The sequence below is a fragment of the Embleya sp. NPDC005575 genome (assembly GCF_040605455.1).
GTDB lineage: Bacteria > Actinomycetota > Actinomycetes > Streptomycetales > Streptomycetaceae > Embleya.
Map to the genome: position 1 here is coordinate 63,565 of NZ_JBEXCV010000001.1, position 21,701 is coordinate 85,265.

Genomic DNA, 21,701 nt, shown 5'->3' on the forward strand with positions numbered 1-21,701 from the left:
TGGGGCTCACTGCAGGACCAGCCCGTCGCCGCGGTAGGTGGGCCAGCGGTCCATGCCGGCGTCGCCGGTCACGACCACGAACTCGTTGATGTGCTCGCACAGTTCGCCGGCCTTGGCGTGGCGGAAGAGCACCAGGTCACCAATGGCGAGGGTGTGCGCGTCGGGGCCCTGCAGGGGGGTCTGTGCCTCGCCTGCGTATTCGTTGGCGACGAAGTGCAGGCGGGTGGGCTGGGCGATGGTGGGAAGCCGGTCGCGGCCGGGGACGCCGGAGGCGACCCAGCCCGCTCCCGCGACGGTGACGATGTCGGGGGCCGGGCGGCGCACCACCGGGCAGGCGTAGAACGCCGCCGGGCGCAGCGGCAGGTCGCGGTAGCGGCTGAACAAACCTGGGGCGTAGATCCCCGAGCCCGCGGCGATCTCGGTGATCTGCGGGTCGGCGGCCGTGTAGGGGATGCTGCCGGTGCCGCCGCCGTTGACGAACTCGGGCTCGAAGACCTCCTTCGCCGCTGCGACCGCGGCCGCCCGCCGCGCGCGCAGCTCCTCGCGGGAGGCCCGCTGCATCCACCGCACGCCGTAGGCCCGCGGGGTGTGGCCGCCGTCGTAGACGCCGGCCAGTTGGGCCTCGTACGCCATGAGGCCCGCAAGCGTATAGCCGGCGCGGCGGGCGACGGCGGCGGCGAAAGACCGGAACTGGTCGGGGCGGAACAGCGGTGAGCGGCGAACACCGATGTGGAGCGGCCCCGCCTTCCAACTGGCGTCCAGTTCCAGGCAGACGCGCAGCATGGGGCGCCGCTCCGGTGGGAGTACCGCGTCGGTGAAATCGAGCTGCTCGGCGCAGTCGAACATCAGCGTTATGTCGGCACAGGCGGCTTCGTCGTCGGCCAGGCGCCGCAGCGAGCGCTGGTCGGTCGTGGGGTAGCCCACGACCAGATCACGGTATCCGCGCGCGTGGAGGTCGAGGGCCTCGGCGAGGGTGAGCGTGAGCAGCCCTTGGTAGCCGGGGGTGGTGAGCAGTTCGTCGAGGACGGCGCGGCAGCGGATCGACTTGGTGGCGATCCGGATCGGTTTGTTCTGCGCGCGACGGGTGAGCTCGCGGGCGTTCGCGCGGACCGCGTCGAGGTCGAGCAGTCCGTACGGGGGCGCGCCCAACGTGGCGCGCGCCTCGTGGAGGAGGGCCTGCAGCGCACGGGGGCGGGGGGAAGTCGAAAGGGTCACCGGGTCTGCTCCGTGGGTTGAGTGCCCTCAGCGGCTGTGGGTGCGGCGGGCGGAGGAAGCGGTGCGGCCGGCCCCTGCACCGCGGCGAGCGCCGCGAGCGCGACCGCGAGGAGCAGGTAGACCGCGACCGGGCCGGTCCACGTCAGCGCGACGCTGACCAGCGCGTAGAGCAGCAGCACCGCGATGGTGCCGATGCGGGTGAACGCGGCGAACACGCGCCCGTAGTGATGTAGCGGAACCAGGTCCTGGCAACGGACCTGGTAGAGCGTCATCGTCTGGAACCCCGCGCCGATGGCGGCATAACCGATGGCCGCCTGCGCGAAGCCGCCGCTGAGGGCGAACAGTGCGGTGCACCCGGCCAGGGCCGCGAGCCCGAGGTGCGCCGCGCGCTGCACCGGGGCGTTCGCGGTCCGTCCGAGCAGGAAGGCGCCCGCCGCCAGCGACCCGACGGCGAACGCCGCGTCCACTGCGGCGAACCGCTGCGAGTCCAGCCGCAGCACGGAGTCGGCGAAGGCGGGCAGGAGCGAGTTGTAGGTGCGCAAAAGCGCCGAGAGCACGACGACCACGACGAACGGACTGCGCAGGCCGCCGGCCGCCCGCAGCTGGGCCCGCGCCGGCTGCGAACCGGGACCGTCCGGGTCGCCCTCGGGGGTCGTGCTGTCGGCCGGGGCTGTTCGCGCCCCGCGCAGGCACATCAGGACGGCCGCGGACAAGACGTAACATCCGGCCAGTGCGGTGAACGCCGCTGCCGGTGCCAGACGTGCCGCGGCCAGCCCGCCGAGCCCCACACCGGACAGGGTGCCCAGTTGCGTCGACATGCTGATCCTCGTGGTGGCCGCGAGCAGAGCCTCGTCCGAGACCAGCGCGCGCAGCAGCGCGGTACGGGCGGGGGTGGAGAGCTGGTCGCAGGCCCCCATCACGGCGGCGAAGACCACCAGCGCACCGACCCACGGCCCTCGCACGGCGCTGAGGACGGCGACGGCCGCCAGTGCCACGACCCGGACCGTATCGGCGGCCAGGGCGACGCGGCGCCGGTCGTGACGGTCGATCAGTGCACCCAACACCCTCGTGAACAGCAGCCCGGGCAACATCTCGGCGACGAGCAGCCACACCGGCGCCGAGGAGATACCGGAGCGCTGGAGGACGATCCAGGAGCACAGGATGTAGCGCGCTCCGGCGGCGAGGGTGATGGACAGGTTCCCGACGACGAGCAGACCGGGGCCGCGCGGCTTCACCGGGTGCCGGTACGCAGAGCCGGCATGGCGGCGTCGGGAACCTCCATGCCGCGGAAGGAGCCTGCGGCCACGTCCTTGCGGGTGCCGACGAGATCGAGGCACGGGTTGTCCGGCAGGCCCAACGCCCTCCACAGGTCGCTCGCCCATCCGGGCGCGAACGGGTACAGGAGCCAGCTCATGACGGCCAGCCAGTGATACGGGGCCTCCTCGGCGAGGCCGGCCTCGCCGGCCCGGAGCCAGCCCAGAACCTGGTGTGCGGCGGCGCCGAGGTCGCAGTCCGCCACGGACAGCGCCGTCACTGTGGCGCGGACTGCGGCGTCCGCCTGGTGGGCCATGTGGTGGTCGAACTCGCCCGAATGGTCGGCCGCCCGCGCGAGCGTGTGGCGGGTGAGCGGCGCCAGGCGCTCGTTGACGACGGCGCGGGCGAAGCCGGTGAACGCGTCGATGCGGAAGTCGGCCTCGTGTCCGGGGGTGGTGATCAGCGCGGCGTGGAGCCGGAACAGGTCGGTGGGCAGCCCCGTATCGAGGTACTGCTGCGCGGTGATGGCGTGGCCTCGGGTGGTGGAGAACTTGGCCCCGTCCAGCAGCATGAACTCGTTGATCAGGTGGTGCCGGTAGGGCTGCCAGTCGAGTTCGGGATCGGTGAGGCCGGCCAACAGCATGCACGGGAGGACCGCGTCGAGCCCCGAGGCGAGGACCGTGGTGGTGGCCGAGTCGCGCGCGAACGGGTCGGGCAGGCCGCCGGCCTGGCAGTACAGGTCCTTGAGGATCCGGTTGGAGGCGTAGGTGCCCACCGCGTAGCTGGTGTGGACGGTGCCGGGCAGCAGCCCGGGGACGTCCTGCCAGGGCACCCCCCAGCCGAGCGGGTGGGAAAGCGGCACCCAGGGTCCGTTGAGCTTGAGGTAGGCGTCGACCAACCGCAGGTATCGGGGCGGGAAGCGCCGGGCCAGGTACGCGGTGCCGAAGTCGCGCGACAGGCGCAGATAGACGGTGGGGACGCGCACCGGCTCCGTCGGCTCGTCGGAGTCCAGTCGGGGCCGGACATCGCGCAGCAGTTCCGGGCCGAACCAAACGCCGCATTGCTCGCAGCAGGTCCCGGCTGCCTCCGCACCGCAGTCGGGGCAGGTTCCCACCGCGAAGGGGCCGACCACGACTCGGCCGCCGGCCATCGAACGCGACATGGCGACGGGACGGATCTCGGTCCGGCCGCGGGAGCGAAGCAGCCGCACCAGTTCGTGGCTGTACCGCGCGTATTGGTCGGCGAGGTCGGGGGCGCCGGTGTCGACGAACACGTCCTGGTGCATGCCGAAGCCGTTCAGCGCGTCCGACGCCGACGCGTGGTTCGGCTCGGAGACCGCCCGCGGCTCGACGCCGGCGAGGACGGCGCTGAGCAGCACGTAGGACTCGTGGGCGTCGGTGCCGGTGATCTGCGCGACGGACGCGCCGAGGCTTTCCAGGTGGCGGGCCAAAACGTTGCCGTGGAGGAACGGGCCGCCGAGGTGGCCCAGGTGGAGGGGGCCGTTCGGGGTGTGGTAGCCGGCGGAGATCAGGAAGGACTTTCCCGAAGGATTCGGCAGGTGGTCAGGCAGTCGCATGATGGCCTTCTGATGACGTGACGTCAGCGGACAGGGACGGGCGCGTCGGCGGGAGCCTCGGCGGTGGTCGTGATCCGGACGAGGCGGGCGCGTGCGGCGGCATCCGCCCGGGCCTGGTCGGGGGTGGCGGCGCGGACCACGATGGCGCCGCAACGGTCCATCGAGCTGCGCAGCTGCGAGACCCGGTCGCCCGGCGAAGGCGCGAGGTGGGCGTGGAGCAGTCCTTCGCCGACGTGGGCCTGTTCCCAGCCGGTCAGTTCGGTGACGGTGCCGGCCGGCGCGGTGAGGAAGGCGACGGCGGCCCCTCCGTCGGCGGTCAGGTCCGGGACGAAGGCGGGGTCGCCGAACGCGTCGAACAGGGCGCCGAAGTACCGGAACCGCGGGTGGGTGGCTTCCAGCAGCATGCTGATGTAGTCGCCTCCCGGGCGACAGTGCAGTTCGCCGAGGACGGGGCCCTTCTCGGTGAGCCAGAACTCGGCGTGGAAGAGCCCGAAGGAGAGTCCCACCGCCCGGACCGCCTGCTCCACTGCCGCCTTGGCGCGCGCGGTCACGTCCTCGGGCAGCGGCGCGGGCATGACGTGGCCGACCTCCACGAACAGCGGCGGCTCGGTCGTGGTCTTCGCGGTGAGCGCGACGACGACCGGCTGCCCGTGCAGGAACAGGCCCTCGGCGCTGTACTCCGGCCCGTGGACCAGTTCTTCGATGAGGAAGGGCCGGTCGCCCGGATCGAGCAGACGGACGGCGTCCGCGAGTTCGGCGGGATCGTCGACGCGCCGGACCGCCCGGCTGCCGGTACCGTCGCGCGGCTTGACCACCCACGGTCCGGCGGCTTCGGCAGCGAACGCGAGCGCCTCGTCGAGGTCTCGGCACAGCCGCCAGGCGGGCTGCCGCAGACCCGCTTCGGCCAGGACGGCACGGCACCTGTCCTTGTTCTGGGTGGTCTCGATGGCGGCCAGGCTGTTGTAGGGGAGCCCGAGGGCCTGGGCTATCGCGGCCGTGGTGCGTTGGGCGTCGTCGCGCGCGGTGACGACCATGTCGAAGCCGAGGCCGGTGCGGTGCTGCTGCACGGCCCATTCCACGCAGTGCGCGGTGTCGGTGAAGTCCAGCACATGCAGGGACGCGAACCGGCGCGTGACGTCGTCGGGGGCGAGATCGACGAACATCTTCTGGTCGGTCATGTGGATGCGGCAGTCACGCTGCTCGGCCTGGGTGAGGAAGGAGCGCAGCAGGCAGCGGCCGGGGTCGCCCAGACCGATGCCGCCGATGACGAGCAAGTGGCGCGGCCCGGGACGCGCGGCGGGGGAGTGGGTGGTCACGAGGCGCTCCGGTTCGGCCGGGGACAGGGACGGACAGGCAACGCGTCGGTGCCGGCGAGCCGGGCGAGAGCCGTCTCCGCGAGGGCCGGGGCCAGCCGCACCCCGCGTCCCGCGCCGCCGTTGAGCCAGCTCAGCGAGGCGGGCCCGATCGACGAGGGGGAGTCGACCGGGTAGGAGTCCCAGAACACCTGCCCACCGTCTGCTTGTTCGGCAAGGCGCGGGGCACGGAGGGCCAGCGCGTCGCGGCCCGCGGCCAAGTCGTCCGCGGTGAAGGCGGGCGCCTCGACGGGGCCGGCCGGGATCGGCTGCGAACGCCAGTACGGGTTGAGGAAGCTGACGCGCAGCCCGTCTCCTCCGGGCACCAGCAGCAGGTTGTCGGCGGGGAAGGCGACCAGTGGATCGTTCGGCCTTCCGATGTGCCCGGTGACGTGGAGCGCGGCGACCCGCTTGACCCTCGCCCGCGGCGGATTCCACACACCGTCGGCCGTCGTGATGAGCGGCGGCTGCCAGGGACCGACCGCAAACACCAGTCGAGGGCTGTGCCAGCGCACCTCTTCGGCCGTCAGCAGCTCCCACCGCCCGTCCGCTTCCCGGCAGGCGTCGACCCGCGCGCCGCACGCCACCGCGACTCCGGCTGCGGCGGGAAGGTCTGCGAGTGCCTGCGTGTCGACTTGGAGGAAATCTTCGTCGACCGCGAACACGGCTTCACCGGACCGCACATGGAGGTCGGGAAAGCACGCGTGCAGCCCTTGGAGGTCCGACGTGCGGGCACGCCGGACGGGGCTGGTGGTCTGCTGCCGCAGCAGCGGTTCGGCCTGCTCCGGCACGACGACCAGGGCGGCGCGCCGCCGCACGACCGCGCGCAGCCCGGTGGACCGGTAAAGCTCGATGCTGCGGGCCACCAGGCTCCGGATCGCGGCGTTCTCGCCGGTCGGGGCGACCACCGCTAGGGAGCGGCCGGTGGCACCCGCTCCCGGAGCGGCCTGGTCGAGCAGTGCGACGCGCCAGTCCGGGCGCGAGCGCCGCGCGTGCAGGGCGGCGGCGATACCGAGGGCTCCGCCTCCGACGACGACGAGATCGGCAACCCGAGCGGACGGCGGGCCGGATACGGAGCGGGTGCGCGCGGAGGTCACCACCATATCGAGTAGGCCTCCAGCGTCCCCTCGGCGTCGGCGGTCACGCGGTGGGGGACCTGCCTCGGGATGTAGACGATCTGCCCGCGCTGCACCGGTAGTTCGCGCTCACCCAGCGTCATGACGCCGGAGCCGGCGGCGATCAGCCACAGCTCCTGGGCCTCGTGCTGGTCGGGGAAGGACGTCTCCCCCGCGGTGACGCACCACCACGAAGCCTGCACCGGCGCGACGGACTTCCCGTCGGCGATGCTCGGCAGCAGGTGCTGGACAGCGGACTTGCCCTCGTAGTTCTCGATCAGCAGTGCTCCGGTCAAGATGCCGCCGACCGCGGCGTCCGGCGGCTCGGTGGTGTCGCTCGACGGAGTGGTGATGGAAGCGGTCACGACGGTGGTACCTGCTTTCTGTGACACGGTCGCGCACGTGGGCCGGTGGCCCGGGTGCGGGTCAGTGCAGGGCGATGGTGGTGTCGGGCAGCGAGAGGTCGTATCGCTTGCCACCGCCGAGGCTGTTGAGGATCGTCGCGCTGCGCCAGGCGTTGAGCGCCAGGTTCGGGTCGGCCACGCCGTGCGTGGGACGGGCGGCGTTCTGCACGTAGATGCCGCGCCCCGGCGGACCGTCCCACGCCAGCCGGTAGTCCGGCTGGACATCGGGACGACCCTCGCGCAGCGCGATCCGACCGGCCAAGGGATCCAGCAGCGCCGGCACCGTGTCGGTGTATCCGGTGGCCAGTACCACGGCGTCGACCTGCACCGTCAGCAGCGGCTCGTGGTCGGGGTGCGCCGCCGGGTTGGTCATGCGGGCCTTCAGCGCGGGGCCGTCCGACGCGAGAGCGGCCAAGCGGTGTCCGGGCAGGACACGGTGCCGCAGCCGGTTGCCGGAGTCGAGGAGGTAGTCCAACTCGTACAGGCGCACGTAGATCTGCTGCAGCAGTCCCGTGCTGACGCCGTCGCTGGACAGCGTCTGTTCGCTCAGCAGCCGCTGCCGCTGGTCCGCGCCCAGGGTATTGAAGTGCTGGGCGTAGCTGGGGTTGTACCACTCGTTGGCGAACGGCGAGTCGTCGAGTGGCAACAGGCCGGAGCGCCCCGTCGCCCAGGTCAGTGCGGCGGGCCGGTTCTGCGCCTGGAGCAGGTCGAGCACCACCTCCGCGGCGCTCTGGCCGCCGCCGACCACCAACACGCGGGCCTGAGGCAGGCGGTCGCGGCGCCGCAGGTACTCGGACGCGTGGAACACCCGCGGGCCGAGCAGCCCACGGGCCTGCTCCGGGATGTTCGGTGCCCGCCCGACGCCGAGCACCACGTTCCGCGCGGTAAACGCCTCCGAGCGTGTGTGCACGCGGAAGTCCCCGTCGTCGCCCAGTTCCACGGCGTGGACCTCGCGGTCCAGCTCCACCTCCGCCCACTGGCTCGCGGCCCACCGGTAGTACTGCGCGAACTCCTGGCGGCTGACCCCCGAGCGGTGTGCGGTCAGCGCCCGGTGCAGGCGGCCGGTGTCCCGCAGAAACGCGGTGAAGGAGTAGGGACTGGTCGGGTCCACCAGGCGGACCAGGTCCTTGATCGGATCCACCTGCAGGGCAGCTCCGGCAACCATCAACCCCGGGTGCCACTGCACACGCGCGTGGCGTTCCAAGACCCGGAAGTCCAAGTCCTGATGCGGTTTGGCCAGCGCGGCAAGACTCAGGTTGGCGGGACCTGCCCCGATGGCGACGAAATCGAGCGCTCGTTCCTCCCCCATGGCGCGGCTCCGTCAATCCGCGGTGCCGGAGAAGGCTTCGAGGCGCTTTTGCAGGAGCTCGCGAACTCCGGGCCACTGTGCGGCGCAAACGGCATACACGACGGAGTCCCGCATGGTCCCGTCGAGCCGGCGCTCATAGCAGCGCAGGATTCCCTCGTAGTCGGCGCCGATCCCGACGATCGCCCGACGGGACCGCTCGTTGCGTACATCGGTCCGGAACTGCACGCGTGCGCAGCCCAATTCCTCGAAGGCATGGCGCAGCAGCAACAGTTTCGCCTCCGGGTTGACGGCGCCGCCCCAGACGTCGGGACTGTAGGCGGTAGCGCCGATCTCCAGCCGGGCATCACGCACGGACACGTCCTGGTAGGACGTCATGCCGAGGACGGTTCCGGGCGGAACGCCCAGCCGGGAGCCGTGGGCCACGACGATCCACAGTTCGCGCGCGGGGTCGGCGTTCATCAGGCGCAGACCGGCCTCGGCCTCGTCGGCGCTTGATGGTCGAGGCGCGCCGAAGTGCGTCCAGACCTCGGCTGTGTCCAGCGCGCGGAACAGCCCGGCGGCATGCTCCTCGGGCGCGGCGGGGACCAGTCGGATGTGGCTCCCGACGAGTTCGGAGCCCGGTGGCACGGGCCAGGTCATCGGCCCCCACGGGGCATCGACAGGTGCGCTGGGCATACAGGGGTTCCTTCGCTGGGCAGCGGGGACTGGTAACGCGGGCCCAATACATGAACGCGCGTCATGTTCATGTTTCTAGCGGAGGCCTGGAGGGGTCGTCAATGCTGCCGGCCGACCGCTCCGGCGGCGGCGCGGCGGCATGGGGTGTTTATTTACTTTCGATGAACAGGGCTTTGCCTGCGCGGTGTTCGTGTCGGCTCGACCACGGCGACGACCGGCCGACTCTGCATCCGGGCCCCAAGCCGCGCGTCCGGGCCGGTCCGAACCGGCCCGACGCGACCCCGCCGAGGTGATCCCCCGCCGACGCGCGAACCGCGTGGCGCGGCGATCCCGGGCGGGCCGGCTCGCCGAGTCTCCCGGCCCGGGGCCGCGACACGCAGGGATCCGCCGCAAGATATCTTGATGTCGAGCAATGTTGCGGACATGGAGCGGAGCATCCTGTGACTGACCCGACCATCATCTATACGCACACCGACGAGGCCCCGGCCCTGGCGACGTATTCGTTCCTGCCCGTGGTCCAGGCGTACGCGGCGACGGCCGGGGTCAAGGTGGAGACCCGTGACATCTCCCTGGCCGGGCGGATCATCGCGCACTTCCCGGAGCACCTGAAGGCGGACCAGCGCATCGAGGACGCGCTCGCCGAGCTCGGTGAGCTGGCCAAGACGCCCGAGGCCAACATCATCAAGCTGCCGAACATCTCGGCCTCGATCCCGCAGCTCAAGGCGGCCATCGCCGAGCTCCAGGAGCAGGGCTTCGCGCTGCCGGACTACCCGGACGACCCGAAGACCGACGAGGACAAGGACGTCCGGGCGCGTTACGGCAAAACTCTGGGCAGCGCGGTCAACCCGGTCCTTCGCGAAGGCAACTCGGACCGCCGCGCCCCCGCGTCGGTCAAGAACTACGTACGGGCGCACCCGCACCGCATGGGCGCCTGGACCGCCGACTCGAAGACCAACGTCGCGCACATGACCGCCGACGACTTCCGCTCCACCGAGAAGTCCGCGGTGATCGCCGAGGCCGGCTCGCTGCGCATCGAGCTGGTGGGCGACGACGGCAGCACCACCGTGCTGCGCGAGTCGGTACCCGTGCTCGCGGGCGAGGTCGTGGACGCCTCGGTGATGCGCGCGGCGCCGCTGCGCGAGTTCCTCGCCGCGCAGGTGACCCGGGCCAAGGCGGAGGGCGTGCTGCTGTCGGTGCACCTGAAGGCCACCATGATGAAGGTCTCCGACCCGATCATCTTCGGCCACGCGGTCCGCGCCTTCTTCCCGCAGACCTTCGCCGAGCACGGCGCGGCACTCGCGGCGGCCGGCCTGAGCCCCAACGACGGTCTCGGTGCGATCCTCAAGGGCCTGGAGTCGCTGCCCGAGGGCGCCAAGATCAAGGAGTCCTTCGACGCCGAGCTGGCCGCCGGGCCGGCCCTGGCGATGGTCGACTCCGACCGGGGCATCACCAACCTGCACGTGCCCAGCGACGTCATCGTGGACGCCTCGATGCCGGCCATGATCCGTACCTCCGGCCACATGTGGGGCCCGGACGGCAAGGAGGCCGACACCCTGGCCGTGCTGCCGGACAGCAGCTACGCGGGCGTCTACCAGGTCGTCATCGACGACTGCCGGGCGAACGGCGCGTACGACCCGGCCACGATGGGCTCGGTGCCCAACGTCGGTCTGATGGCGCAGAAGGCCGAGGAGTACGGCAGCCACGACAAGACCTTCGAGATCGCGACCACCGGCACCGTGCGCGTCGTCGACGGCGCGGGCACCGTGGTCCTGGAGCAGGTCGTCGGCGCGGGTGACATCTTCCGGATGTGCCAGACCAAGGACCTGCCGATCAAGGACTGGGTCAAGCTGGCCGTCGGCCGCGCCCGCGCGACCGGCAGCCCGGCGGTGTTCTGGCTGGACGAGGGCCGCGCGCACGACGCGAACCTGATCGCGAAGGTCAAGGAGTACCTGCCCGAGCACGACACCGAGGGTCTGCGGATCGAGATCATGTCGCCGGTCGAGGCGACCGCGTTCTCGCTCGAGCGCATCCGTCGCGGCGAGGACACCATCTCGGTGACCGGCAACGTGCTGCGCGACTACCTCACCGACCTGTTCCCGATCCTGGAGCTGGGCACGAGCGCGAAGATGCTTTCGGTCGTCCCGCTGATGGACGGCGGCGGCCTGTTCGAGACCGGCGCCGGCGGCTCGGCGCCCAAGCACGTGCAGCAGTTGGTCAAGGAGAACTACCTGCGCTGGGACAGCCTGGGCGAGTTCCTCGCGCTCGCGGTCAGCTTCGAGCACCTCGCGCAGTCCGTCGGCAACGCCCGCGCCCAGGTGCTGGCCGACACGCTCGACCGCGCCACCGGCACCTTCCTGGACAACGACAAGTCGCCCAGCCGTCGGCTCGGTGGCATCGACAACCGGGGCAGCCACTTCTACCTGGCGCTGTACTGGGCCCGGGAGCTGGCCGCGCAGACCGAGGACGCCGCGCTGGCCGAGGCGTTCGCGGGCCTGGCCCGGACGTTGTCCGAGCAGGAGGAGACGATCGTCGCCGAACTGATCGCGGTACAGGGCTCGCCCGCCGACATCGGCGGCTACTACCGCCCCGACCCGGCCAAGGCGTCGGCCGTGATGCGCCCGTCGGCCGCCTTCAACGAGGCGCTGGCCTCGCTGAGCTGACCCCTTCGAACCGCCCCGGCCGGCAACACGCCCGGCCGGGGCGGTTCGATCACAGCGCGATCGTAGAGGAACCGACCGGGCGGCGTCGACGTCCCGCCGATGCGTGCCGACGGCCGCCGGCGATGGCGTCGGACCGCGCCCTCGGGTCGGCCCCGGTGCCGCCCGAGCGGTACGGCGGCACCGCCTCAGCGGCCGGTCAGCGGCCAGGCGTCCACGTCGCGGTAGTGGATCGGGCCGGGGCCGCGGCCCAAGTTGCTGCCGACCAGGTGCAGGCGCCGGGCCGACCAGCGGCGGCCGACGAAACCGGCCAGTTCGCCGGCGGCGGCCGCGATGCCGTCGAGGTTGTCCCGGCGGGCCCGGGCCAGGGTCAGGTGTGCACGCAGCGGTCGGTCCTCCAGCGCGACGCCGCCCGCTCGGACCACGCCGCGCACCGCGTCGGCCAGCGTGTGCAGCGCGTCCGGTTCGCCGTGCACGCCGCTCCACAACACCCGCTCGTCGAACTGCCCGGCGCCGCGCAGTTCGAGGCCGATGGGCCGGGTCGAGGCGGCGACCTCGGCCAGTGGTGCGCGCAGCGCCTCGACCACGTCGACCGGCACCTCGCCGAGGAAGGCCAGTGTGATGTGCCAGTCCTCGATCCGGTTCCAGCGCAGCCGCGGATGTGCGGCGTGGACCGGCCGCAGCGCCCGGGCCAATTCGTCCTTGGCGTCGTCCGGCGGGGCCAGCGCCACGAACAGTCGTACGGTCCGGGGCGGGGTCGGGGCATCGTCGTTCACAGGTGATTTCGTACCCCATCGCCGCCGCCCGGCGCGCACCGGCCCACCGACCACCGCTGCGCGCCCACCGGAGCCCGGGTTGCCTGCGGTCGACGCGAGCCGTTCCACCCCGTCCCGAACAGCGCTCGCGTGTCCCGCCAACGCTTCCGACTCCAGCGCATACCGAACAACCGGCGCTGCCCCTCGCGCGGGGGGCCCGTGGCGTCAGGCGGAGAGGTTCGGGTGGCCGATGCCCTCGAACGGCTTGATCCGCACGATCGGCTCCTGGCCGCCGCGTCGCGGGACGGTCTGCGCGGCGCCCCAGGGGCGGTCCGGGAGGGTCACGGTGAAGGAGTAGCTGTTCGCGCAGCCGGTGCAGTCGTACCGGTCCTGCCATACCTCGACGTCGGTGTCGCTGCCGGGGGTCCGGGCGGCGTGCCGGTAGGTCGCGTGGCAGCGGGTGCAGCGCTCGCCAGGAGCGCAGGTGCCGCCGCACGGGCAGGGCAGGTCCGGACTCTCGGCGGGTTCCCAGTAGCGGGTGGCCAGCGCTGCGGCGGTCCGGGCGTCGGGGGCCTTGGACCCGCGCGGGACGGTCATCCGGCGGGCGGCGACGACGTACGACTCGCCGGAGGCGGCCATCCGGCCTCGGATCACGCCCTTGCGGACTCGGTTGGTGGTCATGCTTCCTCCGGCGATTGCCCACGGGGCGGGGTGTCGGGTACGACCGGCGGCGCGGACGGGACCTCGGGATGTCGGCCCCACGTGGGCGGGCCGCCGTACCTCACGATATCCGCCATCCGGGGTGAGCCCGAATCAGCCCGGACGCACCGCCCGAGGACCCGTCACCTCGGCGCCGTGCGCACGCACCCGATCCCGCAGCCCGCGGTCGGCGGTCACCACGAGGCAGCGACGCGCGGGCGCGCTCGCGCGCTCGGCCGCGACGAGCTCGACCATCCGGTCGTCGCCGCTGCCCGGGGCCCGCACGACCCGCACCCCGGGCACCTCGGCGACTCCGCCGGCCGCTCCCTCGACCACCAGGACGATGTGCAACGGCCCATGCCGCGCCCACTCCGGCACACTCGCCCCACCCGGCAGCCCGGCCGACGCCATCCCGACCAAAACATCCCGCAACCGCTCGGTGGCCCCGCGCCGATCCTTCCACCACCCATCCGGCACCGACCCGACCACATTCGCCGCATCCACCACCACAACCGGCACCCCACCATCCCCAACCATTCCCCCATCCTCCCGCCCAACCACCACACCCGACAGCCACGGCAGCAACGGCGACGTGGCGAACGCGACGACGGCAGTGCGGGCGCAACGGCGGGCGCGGCGTAGGCGGGCACGCGGGCGCAACGGCGGGCAGACGCGAGCGGGGGCATCGGCGCACGTGCAACTCCACCCGACAACCCAGCCCGCCCGGCACCTGAGGACAAACCGCAACAGTCCCGGCAAACCCACCGGCTCCCCACACCCAACCCAGCCCGTCCGGCGCCTGAGGACAAAAGCCGACGCCAGGGCCAGACGCGCCCAACGGCCGGCCGATTCCCCCCGCGGCCCAGCCATGGAACGGCACCCGGCCACCGCGGGGGGCGATGGCCGGGTGCCGGATCAGGGGACGAGGCGACCCACAGGGGAGCCCGGAGCATCCGGGTGCGCGTCGCCGGATCGGATCAGGAGGCCACGGAAGCGCCAAGTGCCGCGAGGCCGTTGCGCCAGAGCTGGTTCACCCGTGCGCGTTCCGTCGCGTTCGGGTTCGGGTTGGTGCAGGACGGGCCGGGGCCGCCGCCGGACATCAGTTCGCTGCACGGACCCGAGTAGTGGTCCGGCAGACCGAGCACATGTCCGGTCTCGTGGGCGGTGACCCGGGTCGAGTTGTACTGCTGGTTCTGTCGGTAGTCGAGGAAGATATAGCCACTGCCGTGGCCGTTCGTGCTCGCGTACGAACCCCGCGAGTCGTTGCCCTCGTAGTACCGAAAGTCGGGGTTGCTGCCTTCCTGGAGGCGAACGTTGGTGACCGAGCTGTTCCAGATCTGCGCGGAACGAGCGATCTGGGTACGGAAGGTGGGTGCACTGGCGGCGCTGTACGTGACGGTGACCACCGCCGCCGAGTTCCCCGCCGCGGCGCGCTTGCCTGCCACGGACTTCAGTACGGCATCGAAGAACGCCTGGTTCTGCGCCTGGCTTTCCTGACCGGAATACTGCGCGGAGGCGCGGAGGGGAGCCGCTACTCCGTCGTTGCCGGCCGCCGCCGAAGGCGCGGCGACCAGTCCGGCCGCGAGGCCGAGGCCGAGGATTGCGGTGATCACGGTCTTACGGGGGTTCCGGGGACGCACTGGGGACATCGGGAGCTCCTTGGGTGCCGAAGACCTGTTCGGTGCGCAACGAGTCTCACGGGAGCCCGGTCCGGCCCGGATGATGACAACCGGCGATAGCACCGTCGTATCACCGCCCGTTCCCGCACCGTCACCGCACATTCACGCATCGTGTTACGCAAGATTCACGCCCTACCCCGGGATCCCGCGCCCGCCGGTGTCTGGTCCGACCGCGTTGGTGCGTCCTATCCTCCGCATCATGGAGCTAGAGGTGAGGCACCTCCGCGCACTGTGTGCCATCGGCGACACCGGCAGCCTGCACGCTGCGGCCCGGTTGCTCGGCATGACCCAGCCGTCCTTGACCGCGCAGCTCAGAAGAATCGAAAACGCCCTGGGCGCGCCCTTGTTCGTGCGTGACCGGACCGGCAGCCGACCCACTCCACTCGGCCTCACGATGCTGCACCGGGCCCGCCCCATCATGGCCGAGATGAGCGCGCTGGTCATCGACACCCAGGCCGAGGCAGTCCGAACCGCCGGGCCACACCTGCGCATCGGCGGCACCGCGAATCGGGTGATCGCCGACTGGCTGCGCCGGCTGCGGCTGCGACTGCCCACCACCGACACGTACTTGCGGGTGGACGTATCGGCGAGCACGCTGCTCGGGATGGTCGCCGCCGGCCAGCTCGACGTCGCGTTCGTGCACGAGGTCGAGGGCTTCCCGCTGCGCGTGCCGGAGGGGGTCCGGCGTCGCGTACTGGTAGAGCGCGAGCCGCAGTTCATCGCGATGTCGCCGGATCATTCGGCCGCGGCCGAGTCCGAGGTCAAGCTCGCCGATCTGGCCGACGATCAGTGGATGGTGGACCCGAGCGTGGACGGCGAATGGGAGGGGCTGCGCGAGGTGTTGTCCGATGCCGGCATCAACCCCCGCATCCTGCACGGCGATTACCTCACCGCCGCGTCCCTGGTCGCGATCGGCGAGGTGGTCACGCCGTGCCAACCCACCTCGCGCCCGCGACCGGACATGGCGGTCCGGCCATTGGCCGGCGACCCACTCTCGGTCCGGTTGTTCCTGGCATTTCGAACCGAGAACGGTCCCGCGCCGGCCCTGATCGACACCGTCTACCACGAGTTGGAGGCCGCCTACCGCGAGGCCGCCTGGCTCGCGGTCGCCTACCGGCAGCGGCTGCTGCGCGAGGACAGCCCGATCCTGCGCTACGACGGCCAGAACCGTAGCCGGCCCTGAGCCGTCGGGCCGCGCGGCCGGCCGACCCGCCCTCGCCCGGTCCGACGCGGGCGGCCGGAACGGTACCGGTCCGGGCTCTCCGGGCATGGGTGAAATGATGGCCGGACCTGCCGGTTCGACCACACTGTGAGCCGGTTCGACCGAACCGTGAACAGTGAGGACCCCATGACGACCCCCGAAGCCGGTAACCCCGCCTCGGTTCCGGCCTCCGTGCGCGACGCCGCCGGGGCTACCCTCGCCCGCGAAGCCGCGCGCTTCGCCGGACTCGGCTGGATGCGCGGCACCTCCGGGAACCTGTCCGTGGTGCTCTCGCGTGAACCGATGCGGCTCGCGGTCACCGCTTCGGGCCTGGACAAGGGCGAGTTGGCGGCGGACGACCTGGTCGTCGTGGACGCGGCCGGCGTGCCCGTCCCCGAGGAGGCGAGCACGCCGCCGCGCCGGCCGTCCGCCGAGGCCGGGCTGCACGCGCGGGTGGTTGCGCTGACCGGCGCGGGCGCGGTTTTCCACGTGCACACCGTCTCGGCGGTGCGCGCGGGTCGGCGCTGGCCGGCCGGGATCGAGTTGCGCGACCTGGAGATGCTCAAGGGCATCGGCCGCTCCGCCCACGACGAGACGGTCACCATCCCGGTGATCGCCAACAGCCAGGACATGACCGAACTCGGCGACCGGCTCGAGGCCGCGCTGGTCCCCGGGGTGCCGGCCGTGGTGGTCGCCTCGCACGGGATGTACGTGTGGGGCGCGGACCCGCTCCGGGCCCGCCATCACGTCGAGGTCGTCGAATGGCTCCTCGAATACCGCGTCGCCGAGGGCTGATCCCGGCCGACACCCGAGCGGGCCGACGTCGGCCCACCATCCCGGGCCGATCGGCACGCCGGGGACGCGGCCGGGCCGCGTCCCCGCTTCGGGTGTACCGGACCGGTCCTCTCCTCGCGCACCGGATCGATCCTCTCCCCGGGTACCGACTCAGTCCCCTCCCGGCGTGCTGATCAGTACTCGCGTACGCCCGTCTCGTTGACGATCGCGCTGATCAACCGGGCCGGAGTGACGTCGAAGGCCGGGTTGAAGGCACGCGAGCCGGCCGGGGCCACCCGGACACCGGCCACCTCCAGCACCTCGGACTCGGGCCGCTCCTCGATGGTGATCTCGTCGCCGTGCGCGGTCGCGTCGTCGAACGTGGTCAGCGGCGCCGCGACCACGAACGGGATGCCCGCGTCGGCGCAGGCCAGCGCGACGCCGACCGAGCCGATCTTGTTCGCGGTGTCGCCGTTGGCGGCGATCCGGTCCGCGCCGATCACCGCGACGTCCACCAGGCCGCGCAAAATCGTGCTCGCCGCCGCGCCATCCGGCTGGACCAGGTGCGCGATGCCCTCCTGGTCCAACTCCCAGGCGGTCAGCCGCGAGCCCTGGAGCAGCGGGCGCGTCTCGTCGACGTAGACAACCTCCAGCACGCCGCGCGCGTGCAGTTCGCGGACGATGCCGAGCGCGGTCCCCCAGCCGGCGGTGGCCAGCGAGCCGGTGTTGCAGTGGGTCAGCACGCGCAACGGGCGGCGCTCGGCCCGGGACAGGATCCAGTCCGCGCCGTGCCGGCCGATCGCGTGGTTGGCCTCGACGTCCTCACGGACCACCGCCTCGGCCTCGGCGAGCACCGCCTCCACGCCCTTGGCGGCGAACGGCAGCACCCGGTCCACCCCGCCGGCCAGGTTGACCGCGGTGGGCCGGGCGTCCCGGATCCGGGCGATCTCGCCGGCCAGTCGGTCCGCGTCCCAGCCCTCGCGTGCGCCCTGAAGCATGGCCACCGCGACGCCGAACGCGCCGGCCGCGCCCAGGGCCGGCGCGCCGCGCACCGCGAGTCGGCGGATCGCATCGATCAGCGCGTCCACGTCGGTGATGTCGAGGTACCCGACCCGCCGCGGCAGCGCGGTCTGGTCGAGCAGGCGCAGGCCGGTGCCGTGCCAGGCGAGCGAACGTATCTCGGAGGCCATCGGGGTTCCTTTCCGGGCGGATGATCGGTGCCGGGCGGGGCGCGGCGGCCGCGAAATGTGGGAGGTCACCGACCCGACCGCGCGCCACGGGCGGGGGCGAGCGCACGCGGTGGCACCACGGATGCCAATGCCGCGCCCGGCAACGCCCTCCCGACCCCGCCCGGCATCCGGGACGGGTGCGTGTCGCGACGGTAACCCATTGTTCATATGGTGGACAATGAGTCCGCATTGTGAACAAGCGCGAGAAGTGCCAGGTGAGGGTGCTAACCTCCCCCGAAACCAGTCGGATGTGATCATCACATCAAGGCTAGGACTGGTGCGACCGGAAAGGAGCCGGCTGTGGCCGAAACGTGGCGTTGCGACGTACGTATCGAGTATCGCGGCCGCTCCATGGCGTGTGACCATCCGCCCCTTCCGCTCGACAAGCGTGGCGTCCGCGGCGTCTGTATCGGCCGCACCGGCCGCTGTTGTCGGCGCCCCTACTGATCGACCGAGCCTGATCGACCGAGCCCGATCGATCGCGCCGACCGCCGCCCTCGCCGCCACGCTGCCGAACCCGTCCGGTCGACCGGATCGGGATCTTGAGATGAACCACACCAGATCGGCACCCCTGTCGGAGGGCGTGCCCGGGGGCCTCCGCGTCGGAGGTCCCGGCATGAGTCGGGAGGTCTCGACATGAGTCCCGCCACGCGCGGCTTCGTCGGTCGGCACACCGCCGCCGAGCGCGACCCGCGGCTGCCTCCGGGTCAGTACGACGCACGCCGCGACTTCCCCGTGCTCTCCGCCGAAGTCACTCCCGAACTCGCGCCGGCCGACTGGTCGTTCCGGATCGACGGACTGGTCGACCGGCCGCGCGGGTGGAACTGGGAACAGGCACACGAGTTGCCTCGCGGGACCTACGACGGGCCGATCCACTGCGTCACGTCCTGGTCCAAGCTGAGCACCGACTTCGGCGGCGTCCCGCTGGACGCGTTCCTGGCCGAGGCGGCCCCGCGGTCGACGGCCACGCACGCGGTGGCCTACTCGCACACCGGCTACACCACCAACCTCGCGCTCGCCGACCTGACCGGCGGCCGGGCCTGGATCGCGTTCGACTTCGAGGGCGCGCCGCTGACTCCGGCGCACGGCGGCCCCGCCCGGCTGCTGGTGCCGCACCTGTACTTCTGGAAGAGCGTCAAGTGGATCGCGGGCCTGCGCCTGCTCGACCACGACGAACCGGGCTTCTGGGAGGTCAACGGCTATCACCACCGTGGTGACCCGTGGGCGGAGGAGAGGTATTCCGGTGACTGAGACGACGATGTCGACGAGCGGGCCGGGCGAGCCCGGCACGCCGCCGATTCCCGCCTTCGCCGCACCCGGCCGCGCCGCGCCGAGTCTGCGCGGGAAGGTGGACTGGCAGGCGGCGACCGTGGTCGAGGTGCGCCGCGAGACGCCCAACGCGGTCACCGTACGACTCGCGCTGCCGGTGTGGCACGCGCACGTCGCGGGCCAGCACTACATGCTGCGGCTGACCGCCGCCGACGGGTACACCGCGCAGCGCCACTACTCGGTCGGCTCGGCACCGGACGACGAGGGACACATCGAGTTCACCGTCGACCGCATGCCGGGCGGCGAGGTGTCCGGCTTCGTACACGACGTGGCCCGGGTCGGCGACGTCCTGGAGGTGCGCGGCCCGCTCGGCGGGTTCTTCGCGTGGCCCGGCGACCGGCCGGCGCTGCTGGTGGCCGGTGGTTCCGGGCTGGTCCCGCTGATGGCCATGGTCCGGCACCGACGCAGGCGCGGGTCGACCGTGCCGCTGCGCCTGGTGGCCTGCGCTCGTACTCCGGAGGATCTGTTGTACGCACGGGAGTTGACTCCGCTGCCGGGCGAGGAGCACACCGTGCTGTACAGCCGCGCGGCGCCGAGCGGGTATCCGCATCCGGTGGGTCGGCTCGGTGCGGAGACGATCGCGCCGCATGCGGCGGCGGTGCTCGCGGACGAGCGCTACGAGGTGTTCGTCTGCGGCTCGACCGGCTTCGCCGAGCACGCGGGGCGGTTGCTCACCGCGGCGGGTGTGCCGACCTCGCGCATCCGGGTGGAACGGTTCGGCTGAGGGAGGGGCGCGGGGGGCGGCTCGGCGGGGTGACCTGCGGGGGCGGCTTCCGTCCGGGCGGTCGGGGGGCTTTCGTCCGGGTGGCCGGTGGTACGAACTTCCGTGCCACCGGCCGCTTTTCGCTGTGCGCTCGGGTTCAGCTCGCGCGCAGGATCGCACGGTCGCCGGTGAGGTCCAGACGCGCGAAGGTCGCCGTCTCCGGGTGGTCACCCACACCTCGGTCGTAGTACGGCTCGTTCGCGTCGGGCCGGCGCACGCCGATCGTCCACCAGCCGGCCTCGCGCGCCGCGTCCAACTCCTCGACCAGGTCGGAGAGGAAGACCAGGCGCTCGGGTCGCGGCTCGCCGATCATCGCCGCGATCGTGCGGTACGAGTCGGCCACCCGCTTGGGACCCGCGTTCTCGGTGTCGAAGTGGCCGGAGAACAGCGGCAACAACGAACCCTCCGGCGAACTGCCGAACCACGCGCGCTGCGCGGCGACCGAGCCGGACGAGAAGATGTACAGCCGGTGCCCGGCCGCGTGCCACGCGCGCAGCGCCGGGATCGCGTCCGGGTAGAAGTGCGAGGTCAGTTCGCCGGACGCGAAGCCCTCGGCCCAGATCAGGCCCTGAAGGGCCTTGAGCGGGGTGACCTTCTCGTCCCGGTCGAGCCAGCCGTTGAGCGCCTCGACGATCCGCTTGGTGTCCGCGTCCGGCTCGCCGATCAGTGCGCGTACGCCGTCGGCCGCGCGCACGACGTCCGGGTGGTCGCCGTGTTCGTCCAGCAGGCGGGCGAAGTGCTCGCGGGAGTACGGGTAGAGCTGCTCCGTGATGAAGCCGGTGGCGCTGGTGGTGCCCTCGATGTCGATGACGACCGTGAGCGGTGCGGTGCCGGTGCCGTCGCTCACGCCGCGTACCCGGCCCAGATCTCGTCGAAGTCCGGGAAGCGGGAGGAGATCGGGTCGCCGGTGAAGTCGCCGATCCAACCGTCCTCGTCGTGGAAGAAGCGGATCGCGGCGACCGAGGGCTCGATGCCCATGTCGAACCAGTGGGTGATGCCCTTGGGCACCGAGAGCAGGTCGCCCGCCTCACACAGCACGGCGTGTACGCGGCCGGCGATGTGCAGGTAGAAGATGCCCGCGCCCTCGACGAAGAAGCGCACCTCGTCGTCGTCGTGGGTGTGCTCGGTGAGGAACTTGGCCCGCGCGCCGGCGGCCTTGGCCGGCCACTCCGGGTCGTCCGAGGGCTGGAGGCGGATCACGTCGACCTGGATGTAGCCCTCGGCGGCGGTGATCCGGTCCACCTCGGTCCGGTACGCCGCGATCACCTCGTCCTGCGTCGCGCCGTCCGGCAACTCGACGTCGGCCGTCCAACGCTCGAACCGCACGCCGATCGGCTCCAGCGCGGCGGCGATCTCGACCGGGTCCGAGGTACGCAGAATCAACTCGGCGGCGTCGGTCTCGGGCCAAACAGTCAGCAAGGACATGACATCCCTCCTCGGCTACTGAATCGGGGCGGACACCCCAGGCGACGGATCACCCCCAAAACTACCGTCTCCCCCCAACCCACCCACTCCCAAGCCCCACCCCCCGAGACACCCACCCACAACCTGCCCAACCATCCATCCCGCCCGCCGCTCGCCAACAAGCCGAACCGCAGCCCCTCCGGCACTTGAGGACAAACCAGACCGCAACCCAACCCCCACACCCCACCGAAGCCATCCAGCCGTCCGGCGCTTGAGGACAAACCAGACCGCAACCCAACCCCCCACAGCCC

20 protein-coding genes are annotated in these 21,701 nt (G+C 72.0%); 5 read left to right on the plus strand and 15 right to left on the minus strand.

What is annotated here, in order from left to right; genetic code table 11:
- Positions 1-6 precede the first annotated feature (6 nt).
- The 8 genes from ABZS54_RS00250 to ABZS54_RS00285 all read right to left on the minus strand — a co-directional run bounded on the left by ABZS54_RS00250 (position 7) and on the right by ABZS54_RS00285 (position 8,900).
- The gene (locus tag ABZS54_RS00250) at positions 7-1,215 is read right to left on the minus strand and encodes an alanine racemase (RefSeq protein WP_355528779.1); all 1,209 of its coding nucleotides are present in this window, start codon (positions 1,213-1,215) and stop codon (positions 7-9) included.
- On the minus strand, positions 1,212-2,450 hold the full coding sequence (locus ABZS54_RS00255; protein WP_355528782.1) for an MFS transporter: 1,239 nt from the start codon (positions 2,448-2,450) through the stop codon (positions 1,212-1,214). The genes ABZS54_RS00250 and ABZS54_RS00255 overlap by 4 nt, the downstream gene beginning before the upstream one ends.
- Positions 2,447-4,045, minus strand: coding sequence for a class I tRNA ligase family protein (locus tag ABZS54_RS00260; protein ID WP_355528785.1), 1,599 nt, complete (start codon positions 4,043-4,045; stop codon positions 2,447-2,449). Before ABZS54_RS00260 ends, ABZS54_RS00255 begins: the two co-directional genes overlap by 4 nt.
- A 23-nt stretch (positions 4,046-4,068) precedes the next feature.
- Positions 4,069-5,361 (minus strand): ATP-grasp domain-containing protein, encoded by a 1,293-nt coding sequence (locus ABZS54_RS00265; protein ID WP_355528788.1) that lies wholly within the window; start codon positions 5,359-5,361, stop codon positions 4,069-4,071.
- On the minus strand, positions 5,358-6,500 hold the full coding sequence (locus ABZS54_RS00270; RefSeq protein WP_355528791.1) for an FAD-dependent oxidoreductase: 1,143 nt from the start codon (positions 6,498-6,500) through the stop codon (positions 5,358-5,360). Before ABZS54_RS00270 ends, ABZS54_RS00265 begins: the two co-directional genes overlap by 4 nt.
- Positions 6,491-6,877: a cupin domain-containing protein gene (locus ABZS54_RS00275; protein WP_355528794.1), complete on the minus strand. Its 387-nt coding sequence runs from the start codon at positions 6,875-6,877 to the stop codon at positions 6,491-6,493. The genes ABZS54_RS00270 and ABZS54_RS00275 overlap by 10 nt, the downstream gene beginning before the upstream one ends.
- A gap of 61 nt (positions 6,878-6,938) precedes the next feature.
- The gene (locus ABZS54_RS00280) at positions 6,939-8,225 is read right to left on the minus strand and encodes a SidA/IucD/PvdA family monooxygenase (RefSeq protein ID WP_355528797.1); all 1,287 of its coding nucleotides are present in this window, start codon (positions 8,223-8,225) and stop codon (positions 6,939-6,941) included.
- 12 nt (positions 8,226-8,237) lie between these two features.
- Positions 8,238-8,900, minus strand: a complete 663-nt coding sequence (locus tag ABZS54_RS00285) for a GNAT family protein (RefSeq protein ID WP_355528800.1) — start codon at positions 8,898-8,900, stop codon at positions 8,238-8,240.
- A gap of 440 nt (positions 8,901-9,340) precedes the next feature.
- On the opposite strand from ABZS54_RS00285, the gene ABZS54_RS00290 reads away from it, so the two are divergent.
- On the plus strand, positions 9,341-11,560 hold the full coding sequence (locus tag ABZS54_RS00290) for an NADP-dependent isocitrate dehydrogenase (protein ID WP_355528803.1): 2,220 nt from the start codon (positions 9,341-9,343) through the stop codon (positions 11,558-11,560).
- 185 nt (positions 11,561-11,745) lie between these two features.
- Here the strand turns inward: ABZS54_RS00290 and thpR are convergent, their stop codons facing one another.
- The 4 genes from thpR to snpA form a co-directional block, all read right to left on the minus strand.
- Positions 11,746-12,333, minus strand: coding sequence for an RNA 2',3'-cyclic phosphodiesterase (thpR, locus tag ABZS54_RS00295; RefSeq protein ID WP_355528806.1), 588 nt, complete (start codon positions 12,331-12,333; stop codon positions 11,746-11,748).
- Positions 12,334-12,537: 204 nt separating this feature from the next.
- Positions 12,538-12,993 (minus strand): hypothetical protein, encoded by a 456-nt coding sequence (locus ABZS54_RS00300; RefSeq protein WP_355528809.1) that lies wholly within the window; start codon positions 12,991-12,993, stop codon positions 12,538-12,540.
- A 132-nt stretch (positions 12,994-13,125) separates the two neighbouring features.
- A complete protein-coding gene (locus ABZS54_RS00305) occupies positions 13,126-13,548 on the minus strand; it encodes an NTP pyrophosphohydrolase (protein ID WP_355528811.1) in 423 nt (140 codons plus the stop codon).
- Between the two features lie 440 nt (positions 13,549-13,988).
- Positions 13,989-14,660: a snapalysin gene (snpA, locus tag ABZS54_RS00310; protein WP_355528814.1), complete on the minus strand. Its 672-nt coding sequence runs from the start codon at positions 14,658-14,660 to the stop codon at positions 13,989-13,991.
- A gap of 229 nt (positions 14,661-14,889) precedes the next feature.
- Between snpA and ABZS54_RS00315 the strand changes: the two genes are divergently transcribed.
- Together ABZS54_RS00315 and mtnB are read left to right on the plus strand one after the other, a co-directional pair.
- A complete protein-coding gene (locus ABZS54_RS00315) occupies positions 14,890-15,873 on the plus strand; it encodes a LysR family transcriptional regulator (RefSeq protein ID WP_355528817.1) in 984 nt (327 codons plus the stop codon).
- 165 nt (positions 15,874-16,038) lie between these two features.
- On the plus strand, positions 16,039-16,686 hold the full coding sequence (gene mtnB / locus ABZS54_RS00320) for a methylthioribulose 1-phosphate dehydratase (protein ID WP_355528820.1): 648 nt from the start codon (positions 16,039-16,041) through the stop codon (positions 16,684-16,686).
- Between the two features lie 173 nt (positions 16,687-16,859).
- Here mtnB and mtnA read toward each other — a convergent pair whose 3' ends face one another.
- On the minus strand, positions 16,860-17,855 hold the full coding sequence (mtnA, locus tag ABZS54_RS00325; RefSeq protein WP_355528823.1) for an S-methyl-5-thioribose-1-phosphate isomerase: 996 nt from the start codon (positions 17,853-17,855) through the stop codon (positions 16,860-16,862).
- A 675-nt stretch (positions 17,856-18,530) separates the two neighbouring features.
- Between mtnA and ABZS54_RS00330 the strand changes: the two genes are divergently transcribed.
- On the plus strand, positions 18,531-19,145 hold the full coding sequence (locus ABZS54_RS00330; RefSeq protein WP_355528826.1) for a sulfite oxidase-like oxidoreductase: 615 nt from the start codon (positions 18,531-18,533) through the stop codon (positions 19,143-19,145).
- A gap of 7 nt (positions 19,146-19,152) precedes the next feature.
- Complete coding sequence (locus ABZS54_RS00335) at positions 19,153-19,947, plus strand: ferredoxin reductase (protein WP_355528981.1); 795 nt, start codon at positions 19,153-19,155, stop codon at positions 19,945-19,947.
- A gap of 136 nt (positions 19,948-20,083) precedes the next feature.
- Here ABZS54_RS00335 and mtnC read toward each other — a convergent pair whose 3' ends face one another.
- Both mtnC and ABZS54_RS00345 read right to left on the minus strand, forming a co-directional pair.
- Entirely contained in the window at positions 20,084-20,833 is a 750-nt protein-coding gene (gene mtnC / locus ABZS54_RS00340; RefSeq protein ID WP_355528829.1) for an acireductone synthase, read from the minus strand.
- A complete protein-coding gene (locus ABZS54_RS00345; RefSeq protein ID WP_355528832.1) occupies positions 20,830-21,411 on the minus strand; it encodes a cupin in 582 nt (193 codons plus the stop codon). Before ABZS54_RS00345 ends, mtnC begins: the two co-directional genes overlap by 4 nt.
- Positions 21,412-21,701: the final 290 nt, after the last annotated feature.